At 44.4% G+C, this 21,711-nt stretch carries 13 protein-coding genes; 6 read left to right on the top strand and 7 right to left on the bottom strand.

Translation table 11 applies throughout. From position 1 onward, the window contains the following. Positions 1-182 precede the first annotated feature (182 nt). Together ABIO93_RS13950 and ABIO93_RS13945 are read left to right on the top strand one after the other, a co-directional pair. Entirely contained in the window at positions 183-1,253 is a 1,071-nt protein-coding gene (locus tag ABIO93_RS13950) for an efflux RND transporter periplasmic adaptor subunit (protein ID WP_348068609.1), read from the top strand. A 22-nt stretch (positions 1,254-1,275) separates the two neighbouring features. After that, positions 1,276-4,386 (top strand): efflux RND transporter permease subunit, encoded by a 3,111-nt coding sequence (locus ABIO93_RS13945; RefSeq protein WP_348068607.1) that lies wholly within the window; start codon positions 1,276-1,278, stop codon positions 4,384-4,386. Between the two features lie 20 nt (positions 4,387-4,406). On the opposite strand, the gene ABIO93_RS13940 is transcribed toward ABIO93_RS13945, so the two are convergent. The 4 genes from ABIO93_RS13940 to ABIO93_RS13925 all read right to left on the bottom strand — a co-directional run bounded on the left by ABIO93_RS13940 (position 4,407) and on the right by ABIO93_RS13925 (position 8,921). Continuing rightward, positions 4,407-5,489: an acyl-CoA desaturase gene (locus ABIO93_RS13940; RefSeq protein ID WP_348068605.1), complete on the bottom strand. Its 1,083-nt coding sequence runs from the start codon at positions 5,487-5,489 to the stop codon at positions 4,407-4,409. A gap of 216 nt (positions 5,490-5,705) precedes the next feature. Further along, complete coding sequence (gene metK / locus ABIO93_RS13935; protein ID WP_348068603.1) at positions 5,706-6,986, bottom strand: methionine adenosyltransferase; 1,281 nt, start codon at positions 6,984-6,986, stop codon at positions 5,706-5,708. A gap of 222 nt (positions 6,987-7,208) precedes the next feature. Further along, positions 7,209-8,087, bottom strand: coding sequence for a lipoyl synthase (lipA, locus tag ABIO93_RS13930; RefSeq protein ID WP_348068601.1), 879 nt, complete (start codon positions 8,085-8,087; stop codon positions 7,209-7,211). 60 nt (positions 8,088-8,147) lie between these two features. Beyond that, on the bottom strand, positions 8,148-8,921 hold the full coding sequence (locus ABIO93_RS13925; protein WP_348068599.1) for a hypothetical protein: 774 nt from the start codon (positions 8,919-8,921) through the stop codon (positions 8,148-8,150). Positions 8,922-9,138: 217 nt separating this feature from the next. On the opposite strand from ABIO93_RS13925, the gene ABIO93_RS13920 reads away from it, so the two are divergent. Next, complete coding sequence (locus ABIO93_RS13920; protein ID WP_348068597.1) at positions 9,139-10,395, top strand: glycosyltransferase N-terminal domain-containing protein; 1,257 nt, start codon at positions 9,139-9,141, stop codon at positions 10,393-10,395. 43 nt (positions 10,396-10,438) lie between these two features. Here ABIO93_RS13920 and ABIO93_RS13915 read toward each other — a convergent pair whose 3' ends face one another. Next, on the bottom strand, positions 10,439-11,662 hold the full coding sequence (locus ABIO93_RS13915; RefSeq protein WP_348068595.1) for an ROK family transcriptional regulator: 1,224 nt from the start codon (positions 11,660-11,662) through the stop codon (positions 10,439-10,441). 352 nt (positions 11,663-12,014) lie between these two features. Between ABIO93_RS13915 and rsgA the strand changes: the two genes are divergently transcribed. From rsgA to ABIO93_RS13900, 3 genes are all read left to right on the top strand, one after another. Continuing rightward, entirely contained in the window at positions 12,015-12,947 is a 933-nt protein-coding gene (gene rsgA / locus ABIO93_RS13910) for a ribosome small subunit-dependent GTPase A (RefSeq protein WP_348068593.1), read from the top strand. A 15-nt stretch (positions 12,948-12,962) separates the two neighbouring features. Beyond that, complete coding sequence (gene mce / locus ABIO93_RS13905) at positions 12,963-13,367, top strand: methylmalonyl-CoA epimerase (RefSeq protein ID WP_348068591.1); 405 nt, start codon at positions 12,963-12,965, stop codon at positions 13,365-13,367. Between the two features lie 100 nt (positions 13,368-13,467). Further along, positions 13,468-14,217, top strand: a complete 750-nt coding sequence (locus ABIO93_RS13900; RefSeq protein WP_348068589.1) for a hypothetical protein — start codon at positions 13,468-13,470, stop codon at positions 14,215-14,217. 9 nt (positions 14,218-14,226) lie between these two features. On the opposite strand, the gene ABIO93_RS13895 is transcribed toward ABIO93_RS13900, so the two are convergent. Together ABIO93_RS13895 and ABIO93_RS13890 are read right to left on the bottom strand one after the other, a co-directional pair. Further along, positions 14,227-16,656 carry a BamA/TamA family outer membrane protein gene (locus tag ABIO93_RS13895; RefSeq protein ID WP_348068587.1) on the bottom strand — a complete coding sequence of 810 codons (2,430 nt, stop codon included), beginning with the start codon at positions 16,654-16,656 and terminating at the stop codon, positions 14,227-14,229. Then, on the bottom strand, positions 16,646-21,589 hold the full coding sequence (locus ABIO93_RS13890; protein WP_348068585.1) for a translocation/assembly module TamB domain-containing protein: 4,944 nt from the start codon (positions 21,587-21,589) through the stop codon (positions 16,646-16,648). Before ABIO93_RS13890 ends, ABIO93_RS13895 begins: the two co-directional genes overlap by 11 nt. Positions 21,590-21,711: the final 122 nt, after the last annotated feature.

Raw genomic sequence — 21,711 nt, 5'->3', positions numbered from 1 at the left:
TACAAACAGATTATCCAAAGGGCGTATTGAAAATCCAATGGTGACTAGAAAGAAGGATTACCGGAAAAGTATAAAACTAACTAATTGCCGCTTTGTACAATATGAAGTATCTTTAATTAACACATTACAGAAATATAATTTATTAGTTTTCTATTTGAACGAAATTTATTTTTAATTGATCTATGCGTACCATTATGTTGGTTGGAGGAATTATCATCATCCTGATTTTGGGGAAACTTTTTGTGTTCTCAAAACCGGGGAAAGATAAACCCTCGGAAGTAAAAAAAGGAGCCGAAGGGAAAAGTGCAGGCTCGGGTGGTGGCGCTGTGCCAGTCAATGTATATGTCGTTGACAGAGAAACGATTGAAAATCAGATTTTCGCCTCCGGAACGGTTTTGCCCAATGAAGAGGTAAACCTGATGGCTGAAACTTCGGGTAAACTGATCAAGCTGGATATTCAGGAAGGCGCATATATTACCAAAGGCCAGCTTATTGCGAAGATCAATGATAGGGAATTGAGAGCGCAGCTGCAAAAAGTAACTTACAATCAGGAGCTTAGTAAAAAAATAGAAGCCCGCCAGAAGAAGCTTTTGAATGTAGAAGCCATTAACCTGGAAGAATACGATGTGACTTCGAACAACATCAGGGTGCTGGAAGCAGAGCGGGAAGTGATTGAGGCACAGCTCGCTAAAACAGAGATCCGCGCACCTTTCAGCGGCAAAATAGGACTTAAGTTCATTAGCGAAGGTGCATATATGTCACCGGGTACGCCCATCGTAACCATTGTTCAGAGCAATCCAGTCAAAATTGATTTCACGGTTCCCGAAAAATATACCCCGAACATCAAAGTTGGGAATGTGGTCAAGTTTAACCTGGACGGAGATCCTTCTACTTTCAATGCGCGGATTCTGGCAGTGGACCCGAAGGTGGACGAAAATCTGCGGACATTACGGGTGCGGGCTATTGCACAAAATCCCGACGGCCGGTTTTTCCCCGGCATGTTTGTCAAGATTCTGGCAGACCTGGATGCTAACAAAAAGGCAATGATGATTCCTACTGAGGCTATTGTGCCTGTTTTGAAAGGTAAAAAAGTCTTTTTGGTTAAAAACGGAAAAGCAAAGGAGGTGATGGTTACTACCGGCCTCAGAACTGATAAAAAAATTCAGGTAATCGAAGGATTACAGCCCGGTGACTCATTGATCACTTCCGGCATCATCGCCATTAAGGCCAACACCCCAGTTAAGGTGAATTGAGCAACCACATTCATTCTCCATTATGAGTATTTCAACTCTCTCTATCAAGCGGCCGGTCCTTGCGATTGTCATGAACCTGCTGATCATCCTTTTCGGGTTTTTGGGTTATAAATTCCTGGGGATGCGGGAGTTTCCTTCCATTGATCCACCGGTAGTGTCCATACGAACGAGTTACACCGGTGCCAACGCAGACATTATCGAATCCCAGATCACCGAGCCGCTGGAAAAGCAACTCAACAGTATCGAAGGGATTAAGTCCATTAACTCCACCAGCAGCCAGGGAACCAGTCAAATCACCGTGGAATTCGACATTGGTGTGGATATGGAACGTGCTGCCAATGATGTAAGGGACAAAGTAGGCTCCGCTTCCAGGACCTTACCACTCGATATTGATGGCCCGCCGGTGGTAGCGAAGGCGGATGCCAACTCGGAACCGATCATTGTACTGACATTTAAAAGTGATACCAGGTCGCACCTTGAAGTGAGTGACTATGCCGAAAATGTGATCGCGCAGCGCCTGCAAACCATTGAGGGCGTGAGTGAGATACGGATTTTCGGTCAGAAAAAATACGCGATGCGCATCTGGATGGACCCAGTGAAAATGGCTGCATTGGGTATTACTACCCAAGATGTAAAAGTGGCGCTGGATAAGGAAAATGTGGAGCTGCCAAGTGGTAAAATCGCCGGGGATAACACGGAACTGACGGTCAAGACCATTGGCAGGTTTCGTACAGAAGAGGATTTTAATGAGCTGATCATTAAGAATTCTGCTACACAAACCATTCATTTAAAGGATCTTGGGTACGCTCAGCTGGGCCCTGAGAATGAAGAGACGATTTTGAGGCTGGATAATGTGCCGATGATCGGTCTGGCGATATCGCCGATGCCAGGTGCCAACTATCTCAACATTGCCGAGGAGGTCAACAAACGGATGGCAGATATCAAAAGGGAGCTGCCGAAGGATTACGAGCTGGACACATTGATCGACAATACGATTTTTGTGGAGAGGTCTATCGAAGAAGTTGGAGAAACATTGCTGATCGCGATTATCCTAGTGGTGATCATTATCTACCTGTTTTTTCGCGACTGGCTTATTGCTTTTCGGCCGTTGATCGATATTCCGGTGTCGCTGATCGGGACGTTTTTCGTGATGTATATCATGGGATTTTCGATCAATGTGCTCACGTTGCTGGCGATCGTACTGGCAACCGGACTGGTCGTGGATGATGGTATTGTGGTCACGGAGAATATTTTCAAGAAGATAGAGCAAGGTATGGGCCCCATTGAGGCGGCCATAAAGGGTGCTAATGAGATCATTTTCGCGGTTTTGTCAACCTCCATCACACTAGCGTCGGTTTTTCTTCCGGTGATTTTTATGGAAGGTTTTGTCGGAAAGCTCTTTCGGGAATTTGGTATCGTGATCTCCGCTGCTGTTTTGATCTCCGCATTCGTTTCGCTGACATTAACGCCGATGTTGAATGCTTACCTGGTTCGTAAAACGCACAAAAAGAGCTGGTTCTATGAGAAGACAGAGCCGTTTTTTGAGAAAATTACAGAGAACTATGGCAATGCGCTGGGTCAGTTTCTCAAAATGCGCTGGGTCGCCGTTCCGATTGTGTTGATCACAGTAGGCATGATCTGGTTTTTTGGAAAAGACCTGCAATCGGAGCTGGCACCGCTCGACGATCGCAACTGGTTCCGTATCAATATGACGGCACCTGAGGGTTCTTCCTTTGAATTTACCGATAGATACGTAAAGAATGTGAGTGATATGCTCATGGATTCGATGCCAGGCCGGAAAGGACTGATGTTGATTACTTCGCCTGGTAACTCCGGTCTTGGAGCAGCCAATACGGGAAGTGGCCGGATCGCATTGGTAGACAAGAAGTTTCGTAAAGAATCGCAACAGGAGATTGCGGATTATATCAATAAAAAACTGAAACAGATGCCGGACGCGAAGGCTTTCGTGGTACAGCAGCAGACGATATCTGTGGACTCCCGGGGCGGCTTACCGATCCAGTATGTCATTCAGGCACCTGATTTTGAAAAACTGCGGGAGTACCTTCCCAAATTCATGGAGGAGGCTTCTAATGATCCCACATTCGCGATTACAGACGTTAACCTGAAATTCAGCAAGCCGGAAATCCAGATCCGGATTGACAGGGAGAAGGCCAAGTCATTGGGCGTTTCTGTTCAGGATGTTGCGCAAACCATGCAGCTGGCTTTTGCAGGGCAGCGTTTTGGCTATTTTACCATGAATGGCCGGCAGTACCAGGTGATAGGACAGTATGATCGTGTCAACCGTGATGAGCCGTTAGACTTGAAAAGTATGTTTGTCAAAACGAGTAATGGCAATTTGGTGCAGCTGGACAACATTGTGAAGGCGGAAGAGGAAAGCAGCCCGCCGCAGCTCTTCCATTACAACCGTTACATGAGCGCCACTGTGCAGGCAGCGCTGGCGCCTGGAAAAACCGTCGGTGACGGAATTGCGGCCATGGACCGGATCAGGGATAAGCTCAGAGACGAGTCTATTCAGACAGCTTTGAGTGGATCGTCGAGGGATTACGCGGAAAGCTCTTCGAATACGATGTTCTCGTTCTTTTTAGCATTGGTATTGATCTATTTTATCCTTGCGGCGCAGTTTGAAAGTTTCATCGATCCGTTTATCATCATGTTCACGGTACCGCTAGCGATTGGCGGCGCGGTGTTCTCATTGTGGTATTTTGACCAGACATTGAATATTTTCAGCCAGATCGGAATGATCATGCTGATTGGTTTAGTGACTAAAAACGGAATTTTGATCGTAGAATTTGCGAATCAGCTTCGGGAACAGGGAAGGAGCGTGAGTGAGGCTGCATTGGAAGCTGCAACGCTGCGTTTCAGGCCTATTTTGATGACTAGTCTTGCTACTGTTCTCGGAGCCTTACCGATTGCGATGGCGCTCGGTTCCGCAGGTAAAAGCAGGATGTCGATGGGTATTGTGATTATGGGAGGACTGTTGTTTTCGCTGGTCCTGACATTATATGTGATCCCGGCCATTTATACATTCTTTTCAAGACCCAAAAACTTTGAGAAGATGAAAATGATAGAACGGCTTGCCCGGGAAAGCGAACTGGAAGAACAGGCGCAATAATAGAAGACAGACGGTATGGGCTATCTGGCGCCCATACTTTTCAGCATTCGGATGTGAGAACCAAGCGCGTCGGCGAAATTTGCCTTGGCATTGTAATCCAATCCAAATTCGATCGCAGTTTCCCGCACAATCGGAGACAATGCATGGTAATGGATATGGGAAATAGAAGGGAATAAATGATGTTCAATCTGATAGTCCAGCCCGCCGATATACCATGATAAAAAACGGTTTTTCCCGGCAAAGTTTGAAGTAGTTTGCAGCTGGTGCACCGCCCAGGCGTTTTCTACGCAGCCTCTGCAATTAGGTTCTGGCTGTTCTACACCTTCCACCACATGTGCCATTTGAAACACGGTACTCAGGATCATTCCAGCAGTGCAATGCATCGCAAAAAAGCCGATGGTCCATTCTCCAAACGTTATTGAGGTAAAATAAAGCGGGATAACCGCGATAAAGACCACGTAGGCAAGCTTGGTAGCCACGAGCTTCACCAGTTCTCTTTTTGGAAAGGGTTTGGTCATCCCTGTTTTGGACATTTTGTTAAAAAGAGAGATCTCCTTAAAATCCTTCCACAGAAACGAAAAAGTCATCAGACTATACAGAAAAAAGGCGTAAATGTGCTGGAAACGGTGAATGCTCTTTTGTTTCTCCTGAAATGATAACCGAAGCAGGAATTTACCCGTAATGTCTTCGTCAACTTCGTGAATGTTGGTGTATGTGTGGTGTAACCTGTTATGTTGTACTTCCCAATTGTAAGCATTGCCGCCGAGCAGGTAAATGGAAGCCCCGAAAAATTTGTTCAGAATATTAGAAGTTGCCAGTGAACCGTGGATCGCGTCGTGCATGACGGACATTCCCACTCCCGCCACGCCAAAGCCCATGATAATGGCCAGCGCGAACATGGCAAGACCCGAAAAATAACCAGAGAGAATTAACAGATAAGGAATTAGATACAGGCTTAGCATGAAAAAGGCCTTATAAATGATCTTCTTCCCGCCCGACTTACATAAATTGTTTGCGGAGAAATGCTGATCTACACGCTGTCGGAGTGTAGGGAAAAAGGTGCTTTTTTCAACATTATTAAATTTTATTTTCTGATATTTCATAGATAGGGAGATGCGTCGGGATCGTTTAATGGAATTTTTACTCGGCTCCTTAGGAACGGTAGTATTCTGGATTTATTAGTTAAAGGTAAAGATTAGTTGATTCTTTAGATTATAATTCCGCAAAAATGGCAACTTTCAGAACAAAATTAATGTTTGGATAAAATAAAAAATAAGACCGGTGACTGACCGGCCTTATTTCATCATATCCAGGAAGATTTACAGCGCAAACTTTGATTTGATCGCATCAACAAAATCAAGTTTTTCCCATGTAAACAATTCAACTTCAACTTCTTTTTCCTCACCGTTTGCTCCTTTGAATGATTTCTTAACGATCTCATTTTTACGGCCCATGTGACCGTAAGCAGCAGTTTCGGAATAAATAGGGTTACGCAGTTTCAAGCGTTGCTCGATCGCATAGGGACGAAGGTCAAAAATCTCTCCGATCTTCGAAGCAATTTCACCATCATTACCTGCTACTTTGGATGTACCATAAGTATTGACGTACAAACCACATGGCTGAGCCACACCGATCGCGTAAGAAACCTGAACGAGTACTTCATCGCAAAGGCCTGACGCAACCATGTTTTTAGCAATGTGACGGGTCGCATACGCCGCAGAACGGTCTACTTTGGAAGGATCTTTACCTGAGAATGCACCACCACCGTGCGCACCTTTTCCGCCATAGGTATCTACAATGATTTTACGGCCAGTTAATCCGGTATCCCCGTGCGGGCCACCGATCACAAATTTTCCGGTAGGATTGATGTGGAAGGTAATGTCTCCCGAGAAAAGCTGCTGTAATTCAGGAGTAAGTTTTGCTTTCACGCGCGGGATCACAATGTTGATCACGTCGGCCTTTATTTTAGCGAGCATGGTAGCCTCCGAATCGAAGTCATCGTGCTGCGTGGAAACCACAATCGTGTCAATGCGCAATGGCACGTTCTCGTCGCTGTATTCGATCGTCACCTGTGATTTCGCGTCTGGGCGAAGGTAAGGTATCAGGCTGGACTCGTTATTGCGGATAAAAGACATTTCCTGAAGAATCTTGTGGGCAAGATCCAATGCAAGCGGCATGTAGTTCTCAGTTTCACGCGTTGCATAGCCGAACATCATCCCCTGGTCACCAGCACCTTGTGCATTTGCTTTTTCTTCGAAACTCTCAGAAGCAACCGCTCTGTCAACACCTTGGTTAATGTCTTCGCTCTGATCATGAATGGCTGATAAAATTCCGCAGGAATTGGCTTCAAACATGTATTCACTCTTCGTGTAACCAATTTTTCTGATGACTTCACGCGTAATTTTCTGCACGTCAAGGTAAGTATTGGTTTTCACTTCTCCGGCAAGTACCACCTGTCCGGTAGTTACCAATGTTTCGCAGGCTACTTTACTATTGGTATCCCAAGCTAAAAAATTGTCAATTAAAGCATCTGATATTTGATCGGCTACCTTGTCAGGATGTCCTTCAGATACGGACTCCGAGGTGAATAAGTATGGCATAAATGAAAAAATATTAATGGTTAATTCCGTCTGGAACTGTGCTATTAGTGTATGGATTAAAAAACAAAATTGAATTTTTTTAAGACATTAACCAAATTAAAATCATGGAAAAAGCAGGCTTAGTCTATTGGGTTTGAATGCAACTGAGATTTCTGTTAAATTAAAAACCCTGCTTACTTTCTATAAGCAGGGTTTTTAATTTATGTTTTACAAAATCAATGTCTAGATCGGAACATTCACGTGACGTTCTGCATGGTAGCTGGAACGCACCAGCGGGCCTGATTCTACATATTTCAACCCTCTTTTCAGGCCTTCCTCTTTGTAGTTTTCAAACATTTCCGGCGTGATCCATTCGATCACTTCATGGTGCATTTTGGTAGGCTGCAGGTATTGTCCCAATGTAAGGATATCAAGACCATTCTCTACCAGATGATCCATTGCCTTGTGAACTTCTTCGATGGTTTCACCCAGGCCAAGCATGATCCCGGATTTGGTACGCTTACCGAATTCTTTGGTCCGTTTGATCTGTTCCAGGCTTCTTGTATATTTCGCCTGTGGACGTACCGACCGGTATAAACGTTCCACCGTTTCCATGTTATGTGAAACCACTTCCTGGCCCGCTTCGATCATATGTATCAGCGCATCCCAGTTGTTTTTTACATCGGGAATCAATGTTTCAATGGTAGTTTCAGGCGTATTTTCCTTCACCTGCCGCACAGTCTGGTACCATATTTCGGCGCCTCTGTCTTTCAATTCATCACGGTTTACGGAAGTAATGACGGCATGTTTAACCTGCATCAGTTTGATCGCCTCCGCCACACGTCTCGGTTCATCGGCATCGTATTCATTGGGCCGACCCGTCGCTACCGCACAGAAACTGCAGCTTCTGGTACAAACATTTCCAAGGATCATGAATGTGGCTGTACCCGCGCCCCAGCATTCACCCATATTCGGGCAGCTCCCGCTCTCACAAATCGTATGTAGTTTATAATTATCAACCAGCTGCCTTACTTTTCTGAATTCAGGTCCTGCCGGAAGTTTCACTCTTAACCAATCGGGTCTTTTTTTACGCTCCGAAGGGATCACTGGTAATTCAATCATATCAATCTGTAATCTCTGACGAACCGATCAATGAGGGCCGGTAAGTCAATTAGTAATTAATTATCGTTTTTTGCTTCCAAAATAAAGGGTCAGGTAGCCTGATGTGTAGATAGCCCTGTTTTCAGCAAATGCCATAATTTGAATTTTCCTGGAAAATGCTTCCGCAATGAAACCTATTTCCACACCCGTCACATTTTCTCTGAATGCGCTTAGCTCAAAACTCATAGCTGTTTTGACGTGAAGCCCCGGAACGATTTTCGTTTGACCAAATCCCTGAAAAAAGCTTCCTGCGCCTACAATACCCGTAGTCTGAGAGCTTCCTGCATGTTTAACGGGATCAAAAGGCTCGGTCACCACACGACCATCGGAAGTCTGAAACTGAACCATGTATGGCTTTTCAAGGCCTAAAGAAGGGCCCGCCGCTACGATTGCGCTGATGGAGATACCTTCGTCTTCATGTCTGTTGAACAATGTCAGCTCCCGGCCGTATTCCGGTCTGAGGACGAACAAATAATTTTGCTTTCCGTAAACAAGCCTTGCGCCCGTTACAAAATCCTGAGTTGAAAGCTCTTTCGGATGTTTTACGTTCACCAGTTCCAGCGCCAGGTATCTGTATTGGTTTTTCCCAAAAAGCTTGGAAGATATCGCGGATGACTGACGAAACACGGCCCCTCCCAGGATCCCTGAGTTGGTGTTAGTCGTAATTCCCACAGAAGTGAATGATTTATAGCTCTCCTCGCTGTCCTCTGTCTTCGCTGTCCGGCGTTGAGCGTATATATCTGTCGATAGTGCAAACAGAATAGATACTGAAAGTAAAAGTTTTACACGCATCATATTATAAATAAATTCTCTGTGACTATGTATGTGTCGTATGAACAGTGAAAGTACAAAATAATAGCGTATGGTGCTGTATACCGACAGCACTTTAACGGTTTTTTGTACATTTATGTTCTTTAAACGAAAAAAGAAATATAAAAGCCTGCCAAAGACTGCGGACCTATGCGGTTTTTAAAATTAAATTTTTCTATAATATCCTTTTAATCAGAATCCTTTGGTCGAAATCGCTTATCAATTTACAATCAATCTGTTTGCATTTTTAATCCAATTCGTTGCACCTTTTAACCGGAAAATAAAGCTTGGTGTGGTAGGCAGGAAAGGGCTCATCGATGACATGGAAAAGTCGTTTCAAAGCCTCGCTGCCGGTAGGCCGGTCATATGGTTTCATGCGGCTTCTTTGGGCGAATTCGAGCAGGGAAGGCCGGTTATGGAGGCTTACAGAAACCAGTACCCCGGTCATTTTATCTTACTAACCTTCTTTTCTCCGTCCGGTTACGAGATCCGAAAAAGTTATAGCGGCGCGGATTATATCTGTTATCTGCCCTTCGATACATCGGCTAATGCGAGGCGTTTTGTGCAAATTGTTAATCCCCGGATCGTCTTTTTTATCAAATATGAATTCTGGTTTAATTACCTGACTGAGCTCAAAAAAAACGGTAGTTACATTCTATCTTTCTCATCTATTTTTCGGCCTGGTCAGGTGTTTTTTAGGGCCTATGCTGGGTTTTTTCGTAAAATGTTGGAATGCTTTGACCATATTTTTGTGCAAAATGCGCAGTCGGTAGCATTGCTTCAGAAGGCTGGTATTGTATCATGCAGTATTGCTGGTGACACCCGGTTTGACCGTGTTAAAACCATTGCTGATAATGCCCGCGACCTACCCGCAATCGCCCTTTTTAGAAATGAAAAAATATGCATGGTGGCAGGCTCGGTATGGGCGTCGGATATGCAGGTTTTGATACCGCTTTTGAATAGTTCAAAAGGCAAATTGAAAGCGATCATTGCTCCGCATGAGATTAAAAAAGAGGAAATTTCCGGTTGGCGAAATAGTCTGGAAGGCAGGTCGTTGCTCTATTCTGAAATGCAAAAGACGACAGATTCTGAGCAGTTTGACTATCTGATCATTGATAACATCGGCATGCTGTCATCATTGTACAGGTATGGTGATATGGCTTACATTGGCGGCTCGTTCGGTGCGGGCCTTCACAATATTCTGGAAGCAGCTACTTTCGGATTACCCATTGTTTTTGGCAACAAAGGATACCACCGGTTTCAGGAAGCGGTAGATCTCAAAGAAAAAGGTGGAGCAGTGGCCGTGTCAGACGTAGAGTCTGCCAAAGATATTGTGAATCAATGGATTGGAAACCCGGAAATGAGAATTAGCGCCGGGAAAGTAAATGAGCAATATGTTCTGTCGGGTATTGGCGCTACCGATACGATCATGGAAAAAGTGAAGGAGACATTGGGCTGAGTCGCTTGATTTTAAATAGCGGACATCAGCCCAATGTGAAATATCAGGAGAATTCTTTCGCAATAAGATGTTCAAATAAATGGGCCTGAGTACCCAGCAAGCGCGCTTTTGCCCCCAGCTTGGAGATATGGATCGAGAGCGAATTTTTAAAGTCGGACAGGCAATATTTGTTAATGGCCTGCTCAATCGGATTGGAAATAAATGGCCCTGCCTCAGCCAGCAAGCCGCCCACAATGATCACTTCCGGATTAAACAAATGTACTGCTGTCGCCAGTCCCTTGCCCAGCTCAGTACCGACTGTACTCAACAGATCAATAGAAAACTCGTCGCCCGCGTGCACCGCTTCAATGATGTGGGAAGTATCCAGCAAGTCCAGGTTATTGTTAACGATCTGGGTCAGGATAGTGGCCCTGCCGCTGCTGATACCCTCTTTCGCCTGACGGATCAAGGCCAGGGCTGAGGTAATGGTATCCAGGCAGCCTATTTTTCCGCAATGGCAAAGCAGTCCGTCTGGTTTGACCTGAATGTGGCCCAGCTCTCCGGCAAAGCCCGATGCGCCGTTAAAAACCTCTCCGTTAATGATAATGCCAAGCCCTACACCCCAGTCAATATTAATGGTCAGTACCTGCGATTTTTCCATCGCGAATCCAAACCGGTGTTCGCCGATGGTAGTCGCTTTGGTATCATTGAAAAGACAAACAGGCAGCTGGAAATGCTTTTTCAGGAACGCCACCAAGGGAACACCCGGGGGTGTCAGGTTCAGGTAGGTGAGGTTAATGCCCTGCGATGAATTGATCAGTCCCGGCATCGAAACTCCAATGCCCCAAAGTTTGCTATGACTGATATTATTGGATTTCAAAAAGTCATCCGTGGATTTGAAGAGCTCTTCCAGAAACGTTGCAGAATCGTCCAGTCGAATGTCTACTTTTCTCCTCAATATCAATTGATTATGCAAGTCGAAAATGACGAGCTGCGTGTCATGGCGGTTAATGTCCATGATCAATGTCAGATACTTCTTGGCATTAAGCCCGTACAGTACCGGTGGCCTGCCCGCCCTGGCCGGACCAGTTCCGGTTTCGGTGATCCAGCCCTCTCGCATCAGTTCGTTAACGATACCGGTGGCGGACGGAATGCTGGCATGGAACAGCCTTGCCATTTTGTTGATTGAAGTATCGCCCGATTGGTATAGATGAAGCAACAGGTTACTTCTGATACGGTTTTTACGGATATCAATGACCGAATTCGGTTCTTCTACAACTAAGTCCATTATGGGGGGTAAGATATTTTACTGTGATGTGTTTTTTAATATTCTTTATAATCAAAGGATACTAATGTATGGAAAAAGTGTTAAAATGCCCCGTAATATTAAAAAATATTATTATTTGTGTTTTAGGCTGAGGTCAGACGATATTCCTGTTAAAGGATAGGTTGAGATGTAGAACCGGAAGATAAGCAGTTGACACGTTTTTGTCTATAATGATTGTTTTAACGTAAAAAACAGTCTTTGTAAGAAAACTACTTAATTTCGGTTCTCACAATTTGGTGCAAGTCTGTAATTTTTGCATTGTTCTGCGAAACTCCTCTTAAATTCGCTAATTGTTGAAAAAATTGATCAAAGCATGTTAGTAAAAGGGTTGGTGCTGCGCTCCACGGGTTCCTGGTATGATGTGAGAGACAGCAGGGACGGTCACATCTGGCAATGCAGGTTGAAAGGTAAATTTAAGAATTTGGGATTAAAGGTTACCAACCCCATTGCGGTAGGTGATTATGTCAATTTTGAGATAGAAGACGATGTGCAGAATTTCGGGATCATACACGAGATCTTGCCGCGCGAGAATTACGTGGTCCGTCAATCGGTGCATAAATCTGCTTTCTCGCATCTCATCGCCGCCAATGTTGATCAGGCGATCCTGATCGCTACGCTGGTATTTCCGAGAACATCATTGGGTTTCATTGATCGCTTTCTGGTGGCGATTGAATCGTTCCGTATTCCCGGCGTACTGGTTTTTAACAAACAGGATCTGCTGAATGACGATATGAAGGAATTTCAGTCGGAGCTAATGGATTTGTATGATAGCCTTGGTTATCATTGCATTGCGACTACCGCCCTGTCGGATGAAGGTTTGGAGCCATTTTCAGCATTACTCAAAGGGAAAGTTTCGCTGCTTTCCGGGCATTCGGGAGTAGGGAAGTCCACATTAGTCAACGCCATTGCCCCTGACCTGGACATTAAAACGCAGGAAGTTTCCACATTTGCCAATAAAGGTGTACATACCACCACATTTGCGGAAATGTTCGAGCTGGAACCGGGCACATTTATCATCGATTCTCCCGGGATCAAAGAACTGGGCCTGGCGGATATGAAGCCAGAGGAGATCAGTCATTATTTTCCGGAAATGCGCGAGCTGCTGAACCAATGCCGATTTAACAACTGCCAGCACATCAATGAGCCCGGCTGCATGGTGAAGCACTCCGTTTCGGAAGGTGGTATTGCAATGAGCCGTTACGAAAGCTACCTGAGTATGGTCGGCGGCGGGGATAACCGCAAATAATGTGATAATGATCCTATGAAAAATGTAGAGCACATTGGTATCGCCGTAAAAGAGCTGGCCGCGGCAGAACAGCTTTTTTCTGCAATTTTCAGCACGAAACCTTACAAACGTGAAACGGTAGAATCGGAAGGTGTTGCTACCTCATTTTTCCAGATCAATGAAACCAAAATAGAGTTACTGGAATCATTATCCCCCGACGGCGTCATTGCCCGGTTCATAGAAAAAAAGGGCGAGGGTTTTCACCACATCGCCTTTGAAACAGAAGACATTATCGCTGAAATGAAACGTTTGCAGAAAGAAGGTTTTATTCTCCTGAATGACATTCCTAAAAAAGGTGCGGATAATAAGCTGGTCTGCTTCCTGCACCCTAAAAGTACTAATGGGATCTTGATTGAGCTTTGTCAGGAGATTAGGTTATAAAATTAGCCTCTCGATAATCGCTTGCTTAGCCTCAGGATAAGCGCAAAAAAAAATCTGTACATATCATTTTAGATTTGGGCCAAACTAAAATGATATCAAGATGAACAAACTATTTTTACAAGCCTGCGTGGTCTTTTGCTTCCTGTTATCCTGTCAATCAGAGGAGATTGTTTCGAGTAAGGTTCAGTCAAATGGAAAGAAATCAAATACTTTATCTGCGGCCGAGATTTCTTCCTTATCCAACTCGAACATTTCAGATCCGACTTTTCTTGAACCCGATAATCCGGAAAGTGACGGTGGTGCAGGGGGAGATTTAAACTTCATTCTACCTTCAACTCCCACAATTGACGACGGTGCTCCAATAATTCTTGCTGGAAAAGCTGGTGCAGCATTCACTTTATCTGGTAGTTCAAGTGGCCAAAGCATTTTATTTGCTACAGCAGAACCAAGCGCACCAAGACCTCTCATAATAGTTCCTAGCGCAAGAGGCCTCGCGATGGCTGTCAGTTTTATTTATGCTGGTAAACGCTATATTGTTAGGTTTTATCACTCAGTTACGACAAATAATGGGACAATCCATCTTTGGACCGACCCACAACCAGTTCAAGTAGTTTTAGGTACCCTTAATTCCGTACCAGGCTATCAATATGCCGTTTGGAGTCAATCGGGATACTTAGTTAAGCCAGGCCAGTGGAGTCTTATGTCAGAACCAGTAGGAGAAGTTTCAGGACAACTTTTTATTTCGCAATTGACTTTCAACCCCCAAGGTCAGATTACACTAAAAGCTGTATTAACGATGCCTGGAAAAACCATTAATATCAATTACGTTAATTGGAACAGATGGGGTTAAACGTTATGGCTAAAACGGCAGTCCCACCGCAATATTCAATATCAAATTCTCCTTTCTCCAAGCTTTACTTCCGAAGTTTATCTCATTGAAAACCCAGGGGTTTTTGTTTTTATTCGGGTCATCCGGATTGTCCGGGTCGGCCAATCCGTTATACCAAGGCTTTCTGAAAGGAGTTGCCAAGTCTAGCCTAAAAATCAGGAAAGAGAAATCCAGTCGGAGGCCTATACCGCCTCCGACTGCCAACTGTTTCATAAAACCTCTGCTTATTAGGCCCCTGGAATCATATCTTGCTCTGGTACTATCTCCAAATGCCCAGATATTTCCTGCATCGACAAAAACAGCACCATTTATAATTTTGGTGAACGCCATGCGAACCTCGCTATTGAACTCCATTCTGATATCTCCAAATTGTTGGTAGCCGAATAATTCCGTTCGTGACGTATCTGGTGGGATAGAACCAGGTCCGATGGATCGCGCCCTGAATGCTCTGATACCAGTACTTCCACCGGCAAAGTATTGCTTAAACTGAGGCGTGAGCATACTTTTTGAATTTCCATAAGGCTTGATTGCTCCTAGTAATAGACGATTTGCCCATTTTATTCCGGGAGTTACCGTACGATAATATCTAATATCGCCGTCGAGCTTGATATATTGAAATACTGGAACACCCAGAAACTCTTTTGGCAGAGTATCTGCCGCAGGCCTTTTTGCAAACAAGCTTAATAAATTGCCGCCGTAATCGATTCCACCTGATAACGCAAACTGGTTTCTACTAAATGGCTTAGGCGTAGGTCTATATGACACTGAATAATTTGAACCGACGATAAAGTACTTGCTTTCAAGGATAGTCAGGTATCGTAGGACATCTAGTGGATTAGTGTTAGGGTTAAAAAGGATTTTTTCTAAAGTTTCTCCATTGATGTTCCTTGGTTGAACAAAATTGATTGAAATGGGTGTAAGTGTGTGTTCGACTTCCCGATTTTTTCTCCATAGATAAGACCAATCTCCACGAATTGATGTTGTTGTATAAAAATTCCGTTGTATCCTGTTTTCATAGTTGATGGAAAGAATTGTTTTAGGCAATGCCTGGCTTTTTTCGGGTCGGATCTTGACAAATGGAATAATAAACCTCGGAAAGGCGAGGTCTGCACTAGCTCCATATCTTATATATTCATTTCCAATTGTATTTGCACCTGCTCCTCTATTGCCACCTAGTTGAACATCAAAACCGAAGAATGCGTGAATTGACAAGATTTCAGCACCTTTGAAAAAATTCTTGTTTCGCCAGGTGACATCTAATGTTGAACCGCCAAGATTGTTGGATTTAGTACTTGCACTTAACGATGTCTGTATCGACTTCTTTTTCGACGGCGCAAGATCATAGTGAACGTCCAACAAAGCAGAATCCGAACGTGGCACCAGATCAAACCGGTTTCTAACAAACCTGAAATTTTGGAGATTTACAAGTCGCTGCAATGATATATCGTGTACGGTATTAGTGTACATGGACCCTCGCCGAAATCCTATCGCATCGTAGAAAATCCGTCTCTTATAAAGTTTCCCGGGATCAGTAATGTTAAGACCTCTACGTAACGGCTGACTGGATACAGAATCAGCTGATTTGTTTTCCTCGGTACCGGTATTCACATAAATCCGGTTGATAAAGTATTGTTTCAGATAATTCTGTGCAGTTTCTTTCTTTACTTCGAGAAAGAGGTTAACCTGCTGCAGCCCCAGCGTAGAATCCGCTCTACCAATGGTAGAATCTACCTTAATAATTAGATAGTCCGGATTAAAATAGTAATAGCCCTTACCTTTTAATTCAAGATCAATGCGGTTTCGCTCAGCGGAAATCACGTCAAGCCTTACCGGATCACCCTTTTTGAGGTATGTTTCCTTTTTTGCTAAAACCAGGTCACGATTAAACAGTGAGCTGTCGGGCACGACATAGCTTATTTCATTGATCACATACCTCGGCATCACATAGGCCTCGAACTCATATGTGGAGGTCCTACGACTTTCTTTTTTGCTGGGGACTAGTTTGCCCGATGCCGCCGAACGGTAATAACCCTCATTATCGAGAAAGGAAACCATATTCTTTGCGTTGATATCGACAACGCGCTGCGTGGCAAACCTCGGAGGTTCACCTAGCTTATTGCGGAACCAGCTTTTCAACCCTCCCTCTCTTTTCGGTTCACCGATCCAATAGTAAAACCAGACCTTCCAGGGAAAGCCCAAAAGTGTTTTATTCGGTGGAGGCTTGATAATGCCTTCCAACTGACCTTCCAGACCAGAAACGTTTGGTTTTGTAATGCTGTCTGCGGTAACCTCCACTGAGCTGCCTACATAGAGACTTTGTCCCGCAGGGATATATTTATTGACGGAGCAGCCCGACAATATGATGCAGGAAATCAGTATTGTTAATAGACTATTCTTCATTTTTCTGCTTTTGAAAGATTTCACGGAACAGATCGTAGTCTGCCGTTATAATAAAGCTTACCCCTGTTTCAATGATGAAACCTTCCAAAATCGATTGATACTGATTTTTGCGATAACCCCTGAAAAGATAGCGTCCGTCTTTGGTAATGGAGTAATCCAAGGCAATGTTGTCGAACACCTCGGTTGAGCTGGCTGAGTTGCTCTGGCTTTCCAGCTCGAAGTTTTTACCAACCGATACTTTCAGGCGGTTATTCAAAAACGCTTTGCTTAGTCCAAGATTCAGGTCAGTTCTTGCTCCGTTAACCTGGTCAGCGGTGGAATTGAGGCCGATGTTCAGATCCACACCCTTAATTAAATCAGAGGCGAGGTTATTTAGCTGATCGCTCAGCAACTGGCTCACACTCTGGCGTGCCACAGCTTCTGCGCTAGATCCAAGATTGAAGCCTGGTGACGATTGATCGGTAATGAATTTATTAGTAATCAATAATGCAAACGCCTGCTTGTTCATTTCCGACGGACTATTATGCATGTCTTGCCAAAATGCCTGACCGGAAATGTCGCGTATGATCGACTCGTCAATTTGTTTTTCGGGAAGTTCAATGTTGAACGTAATATTAGGCGTTGTCAGGTTTCCAGTAATCACGATCTGCACCTCGACTGGAATTTTGCTTGCTCCCTGGAATTTGCTTGCAATGGAACCGGGATCAACCATCACAGGATAAGCAGCTGTGATGTTCAAATCCGCCTTCATCGGATCACCAGTCCAAATCAATGTACTTCCTTTCTGAATTTCGAACTGCCTTTTCAGAATCTGTAATGTGAGATCGTATGAGCCTTCGGTAAGGTCATAGGACCCAAGCAGAAACAACTGCCCATTCGGCGCGATACCGGTATTAAGCTGTGCATTACCTTTCAGTCTGATATTATCCCCATTCAATTCGTCAATCACTACTTTGAACTCGGATTTGTCGTCTACCGCAATTTCAAGATTGATCTGCGATGCAAAATCAACCATAATGTCCGTGGCAATGGAATCGATCTTCGCTAATTTCGTAGAGTCGCTCATATCTACGAACTCAATCACACCCTTCGTTGCGTCGCCGGCTTCGGTGGCATCGCTCGGCATTACGAATGTAATATTACTGCCCGGATCGACTTTAATATTACCGTCAATCACCGACTTGCTACCCTGTCCTTTAACAGTCAGGTTAGCATCAATATTGGCTTTACCAAAAAACAACTCATTCTGTTTTTGGGTTGAATTCAGGACATTGAAATTTTTGGCCGCGATCGTGAGGTTATAACCCACATTCGGAATGTTGGCAATGCTTACATTTCCGTCGATCTTCATTTGCTGGTTCGTTGAGTCAGCGATAATGAAATTGTTGAACACAATGTTCTGACCATTGAAATTGATTTTTTGGTCAGACAATGAATACCTCGAACCCAGCTGCGTAGCATTGAATGCGACTTTATCAAAATTTACAGCACCGTTTAACTTCGGGCTGTCTGTCGAACCAGTGATGGCAATGTCGCCCGTCAGATTTCCTTCTGCGTCACGCAGTTCACCAAAGCTGAATGCTTCGATTGTCTTCGCACTCAGTCTTTTCAAATCCATTTTAAAATCCATCGGACTTTCGGATTTGAGATTATAAGCACCCGTAACCCGCATATCATTCTCACCATTGGTCAGCGACATATCTACCCGGATCAGGTTTTCAGTTTCATTGGTTGATTTTAAAACCAGGTTACCGACCGGTATTTTGGTCACCGCGAGGCTGTCAATGGTCAGTTCTCCTGTGTACACCGGCGCAGTCATGTAGTTGCTCAGCAGTATCTTGCCATTCAGGATACCCGACGCCATGGTCGAATCTCGGGTGGCAATTTCAATCAGCGGGCCGATTGAAATATTGTTCATTGCAATGTCGAGTGGACTGTTTGGGGCAGTAGTAGTGGAATTGATTTTAAGGGATTGTCCACCATTTTTGATCACAAAGTCTTTGACATACAAACTGTCAGTCGCGTACCGAATGAACCCGGCTGTATCCGTCTCCCATTTACTGTAATTCAAAAGCAGATCATCCCGCAAATTGAGACGATATGTATTTCCAGCCACCGCCAAGTCTCCTTTGACCGTATGCCGGTCGGTATTGACGGAATCTTTTACAATGAAGTCAAACTTCACATCATTATCGACGATTTTACTTGCCAATGATGCATTCTGAATTCGGAAACCACCGGTATTGACCAATCCTACATTGGCATTCAAGGCGGCATTCTCTTTCACATTGGCGAAATTGACAGACACCCGCTCGGTGCGGATGCTATCGTAATCCACCATTGGAATGGTTAACCTCGCTACAATCGACGAATCTTTCTGATTATCCAGCTGCGCGCGCAACTGGATTTCATTCATTTCTCTCAACTCCGGCGCGAACATTTTGAACAGCGGATGGTTGGTCACAGTGGCGTCCAGTGTAAAGTTGACGGGCTTCGTAATGGTATTGTAAGTAAGGCCAGGAGCTTTGAAATGCTTTCCTACTTCGGTCAAAAGCGCATCGGCGATCTCGGTATATACAAAATCACCTTTCATAGTAGCTTTCAAAAAAGGCGATTTGATGTTGGCTTGTTTCAAACCACTGGAATCGGTGAGTTGAACATTGATACTATCGATACTGGTGGGCCTTCGGTGATGGGTGAGTACCAGGTCATTGATACTGATCGTTCCTAGCGGATTTTCAGGATTAGTCGAAAGCATATCCACTTGAATGTCACCTTTGATTTGCATCGAATCCGCGTACAAATGCAAGGCAGTCAGATCCAGATTATCGATCGAGACATCCGCTTTAACCGACGGGAATTCTTTGGAAAGATCGGCCTGGGCGGTGAGGTTTACATCAATGTTCCTATCGTCCATATTAGCCGAAATGTTGGCCATACCATTGTCAACATTCCCGCGAAGTGTCAGATTGTTGTACACATAACCTTTGATATCAGCACTTTGTACAGTACCATCCAGTCTGGCTTTCATGGTTTTGGGTGCGTATCCCACTCCTTCAATATCCGTTCTGAGCGTAAGTTTACCCATTTGCTCGGGAGGCTGCTTCATCAGCTTGCCCAGATCGAAATCATTGAAAGCCAGCGTACCATTATATTGGGCTTTCAAACTGTCAGTAATGTTTTTGAGGTTTCCGGAGAATGTACCGATACCAAAAGACGTATTGATCGTAGTCGTCAACGTCAGGTTTTCCATTGATCCTTTTACTTTCCCTGAAATCTTGATCTGTTCAGGAAGTTCTATCGAAGCGGGTACGGCGCTATCGGGCAGCATTTTAAGCAAATCCTGTTTGGTCGACGATATTTCATTGATCGTCAGATCCATATTCAACTTATTCGCGTCTGGTAATCCCTGCAAGCGTCCGTCAGCGCTGAGCACAGTTCCGTTGAGCATGGTGAACCTTGCCTTGGAGATCAGCATATCATCAACTGAGCCGCTAATCTGGCCGGAGCCTTTCACTATACCATTCGGTTCTTTGTCAAATGGAGGCGTTTTGGCCAGATCTGGAACCAGTAGCAGAATGTCCGAGAATGCGATCTGACTATTTGTGAGCCGAAGCTTGATCTTGACATTGGCAATGTCTTTGGTAAGGTCGTCCAGGCTGTTGTACCGCAGAGTAAGTTCGTCTCTCAGTAATGTTTTTGGCGTTTTGAAAAACAGGTTTCTCAGGTAAGTTTCCTTGTCGCCGTAAGCAAAATTGGTGCGCAGCTCTTGTAAAGTAAACCCGCTCTTGTCTTTGAATGAACCAGATTTGAGCGCACCGGCAATTTTTTCAGGAGAGAAAATAAATTCCTGTAACGCGACATTCAGGTCCTTTATATTCAAATGTGCATAATCCAGGCCATTAGGTATTTTGGGACTATTGAAGTCATCGTACCGGATATCGCTATTGACAAGCTTGATATCCCCAACTTTAACATTCCAGCCAGGTGTTTCATCAGCCGGAGCGTTCGCTACCTTTGCGATAGTATCTTTGGTAGCTTCTGCTTTGGCTTTTTTTGCGAATTCTGCGTAAAGCGCCAGATTTTCCAGGGACACATTTTTCACGTCCACCTGCTGGCTTCCCATGAAAATTTTGTTCACATGGCCTTGCAACTTACCTACTGTCAAGCCATTTCTTAAACCGGATGTTTCATCATCAAACTGGAATTTAAACTGGCTAATGTCAATGTCGCCCAGTTTCAAATCCAGCGAATCGGCGGGATCTGGCTTTGGTTCCGGCCCGGCGGTCGCTACTTTCAATGCTTTGTACATCCGCACTTTCGCCTGACTATTCAGTATCGCGACGGTAGTAGGATGGTATTGGGAGAGGCTGGGGTTGAATTTATCAAACTTGACCAGTGCGGAATCAATGTTGGTCTCAGCGTCTGTGCCGGTAACGGCATCTCGGTAGGAGAGCCGTACATTTTTCAGCGAGATTTGGTCGAGGCGCATTTCCATTGGTGCCGAAGCAGTATCCGTTTGCACCGTGTCAGTACTTGCGAAAGCGTCAACGATAAACTGAAAATTGAAAACGGTGTCAGGCAGCACGCGGTTAATATTCGCAGTAACTCCTTCCAGTTCTATTTTATTGATCCCGATATTGCCTTTGATAAGGCTGTACATATCAAGATCCACGTAAAGTCTCTTGCCGGCTACGAGCGTATCGCCGTGTGTATCTTCAAAATAAACGCCCTCAAGCAATACCCAATCCGGAATATCGAAGCGCACTTTCTCAATGTTGACTTTTGTTTTGAGTTTTTTCCGAAGAAAGGAATTGGCCTGGGAAGTTAGGAAATTCTGTCCAAAAGGTGTCTGAATGCCCCAAATCAAGACTCCTACCAGAATCAATACGGTCAAAATGACAATGGCCAATACTTTTAGTGCTTTCTTCATTCCTACGTATTAATCCTGGACTTAAACCTCGCCAGGTGATTTGGAAACTGGGCTATTCGGATAAAAAATCTGGATAGTTAAACTTTGGAAAATTTAACTATCCAGAAAAAAATATTTAGTCT

It is taken from the genome of Dyadobacter sp. (assembly GCF_039919315.1).
GTDB lineage: Bacteria > Bacteroidota > Bacteroidia > Cytophagales > Spirosomataceae > Dyadobacter.
Note: the sequence above shows the minus strand (reverse complement) of the source record. Positions and strands in the feature narration are given on the sequence as shown.

Coding starts and splice junctions, on each gene's coding strand:
- lipA (WP_348068601.1), bottom strand. CDS start 8,087: ATGATTGAATTACCAGTGATCCCTTCGGAGCGTAAAAAAAGACCCGAT.
- ABIO93_RS13915 (WP_348068595.1), bottom strand. CDS start 11,662: ATGGACTTAGTTGTAGAAGAACCGAATTCGGTCATTGATATCCGTAAA.
- ABIO93_RS13940 (WP_348068605.1), bottom strand. CDS start 5,489: ATGAAATATCAGAAAATAAAATTTAATAATGTTGAAAAAAGCACCTTT.
- ABIO93_RS13950 (WP_348068609.1), top strand. CDS start 183: ATGCGTACCATTATGTTGGTTGGAGGAATTATCATCATCCTGATTTTG.
- ABIO93_RS13890 (WP_348068585.1), bottom strand. CDS start 21,589: ATGAAGAAAGCACTAAAAGTATTGGCCATTGTCATTTTGACCGTATTG.
- mce (WP_348068591.1), top strand. CDS start 12,963: ATGAAAAATGTAGAGCACATTGGTATCGCCGTAAAAGAGCTGGCCGCG.
- rsgA (WP_348068593.1), top strand. CDS start 12,015: ATGTTAGTAAAAGGGTTGGTGCTGCGCTCCACGGGTTCCTGGTATGAT.
- ABIO93_RS13895 (WP_348068587.1), bottom strand. CDS start 16,656: ATGAAGAATAGTCTATTAACAATACTGATTTCCTGCATCATATTGTCG.
- ABIO93_RS13900 (WP_348068589.1), top strand. CDS start 13,468: ATGAACAAACTATTTTTACAAGCCTGCGTGGTCTTTTGCTTCCTGTTA.
- ABIO93_RS13945 (WP_348068607.1), top strand. CDS start 1,276: ATGAGTATTTCAACTCTCTCTATCAAGCGGCCGGTCCTTGCGATTGTC.
- metK (WP_348068603.1), bottom strand. CDS start 6,986: ATGCCATACTTATTCACCTCGGAGTCCGTATCTGAAGGACATCCTGAC.
- ABIO93_RS13925 (WP_348068599.1), bottom strand. CDS start 8,921: ATGATGCGTGTAAAACTTTTACTTTCAGTATCTATTCTGTTTGCACTA.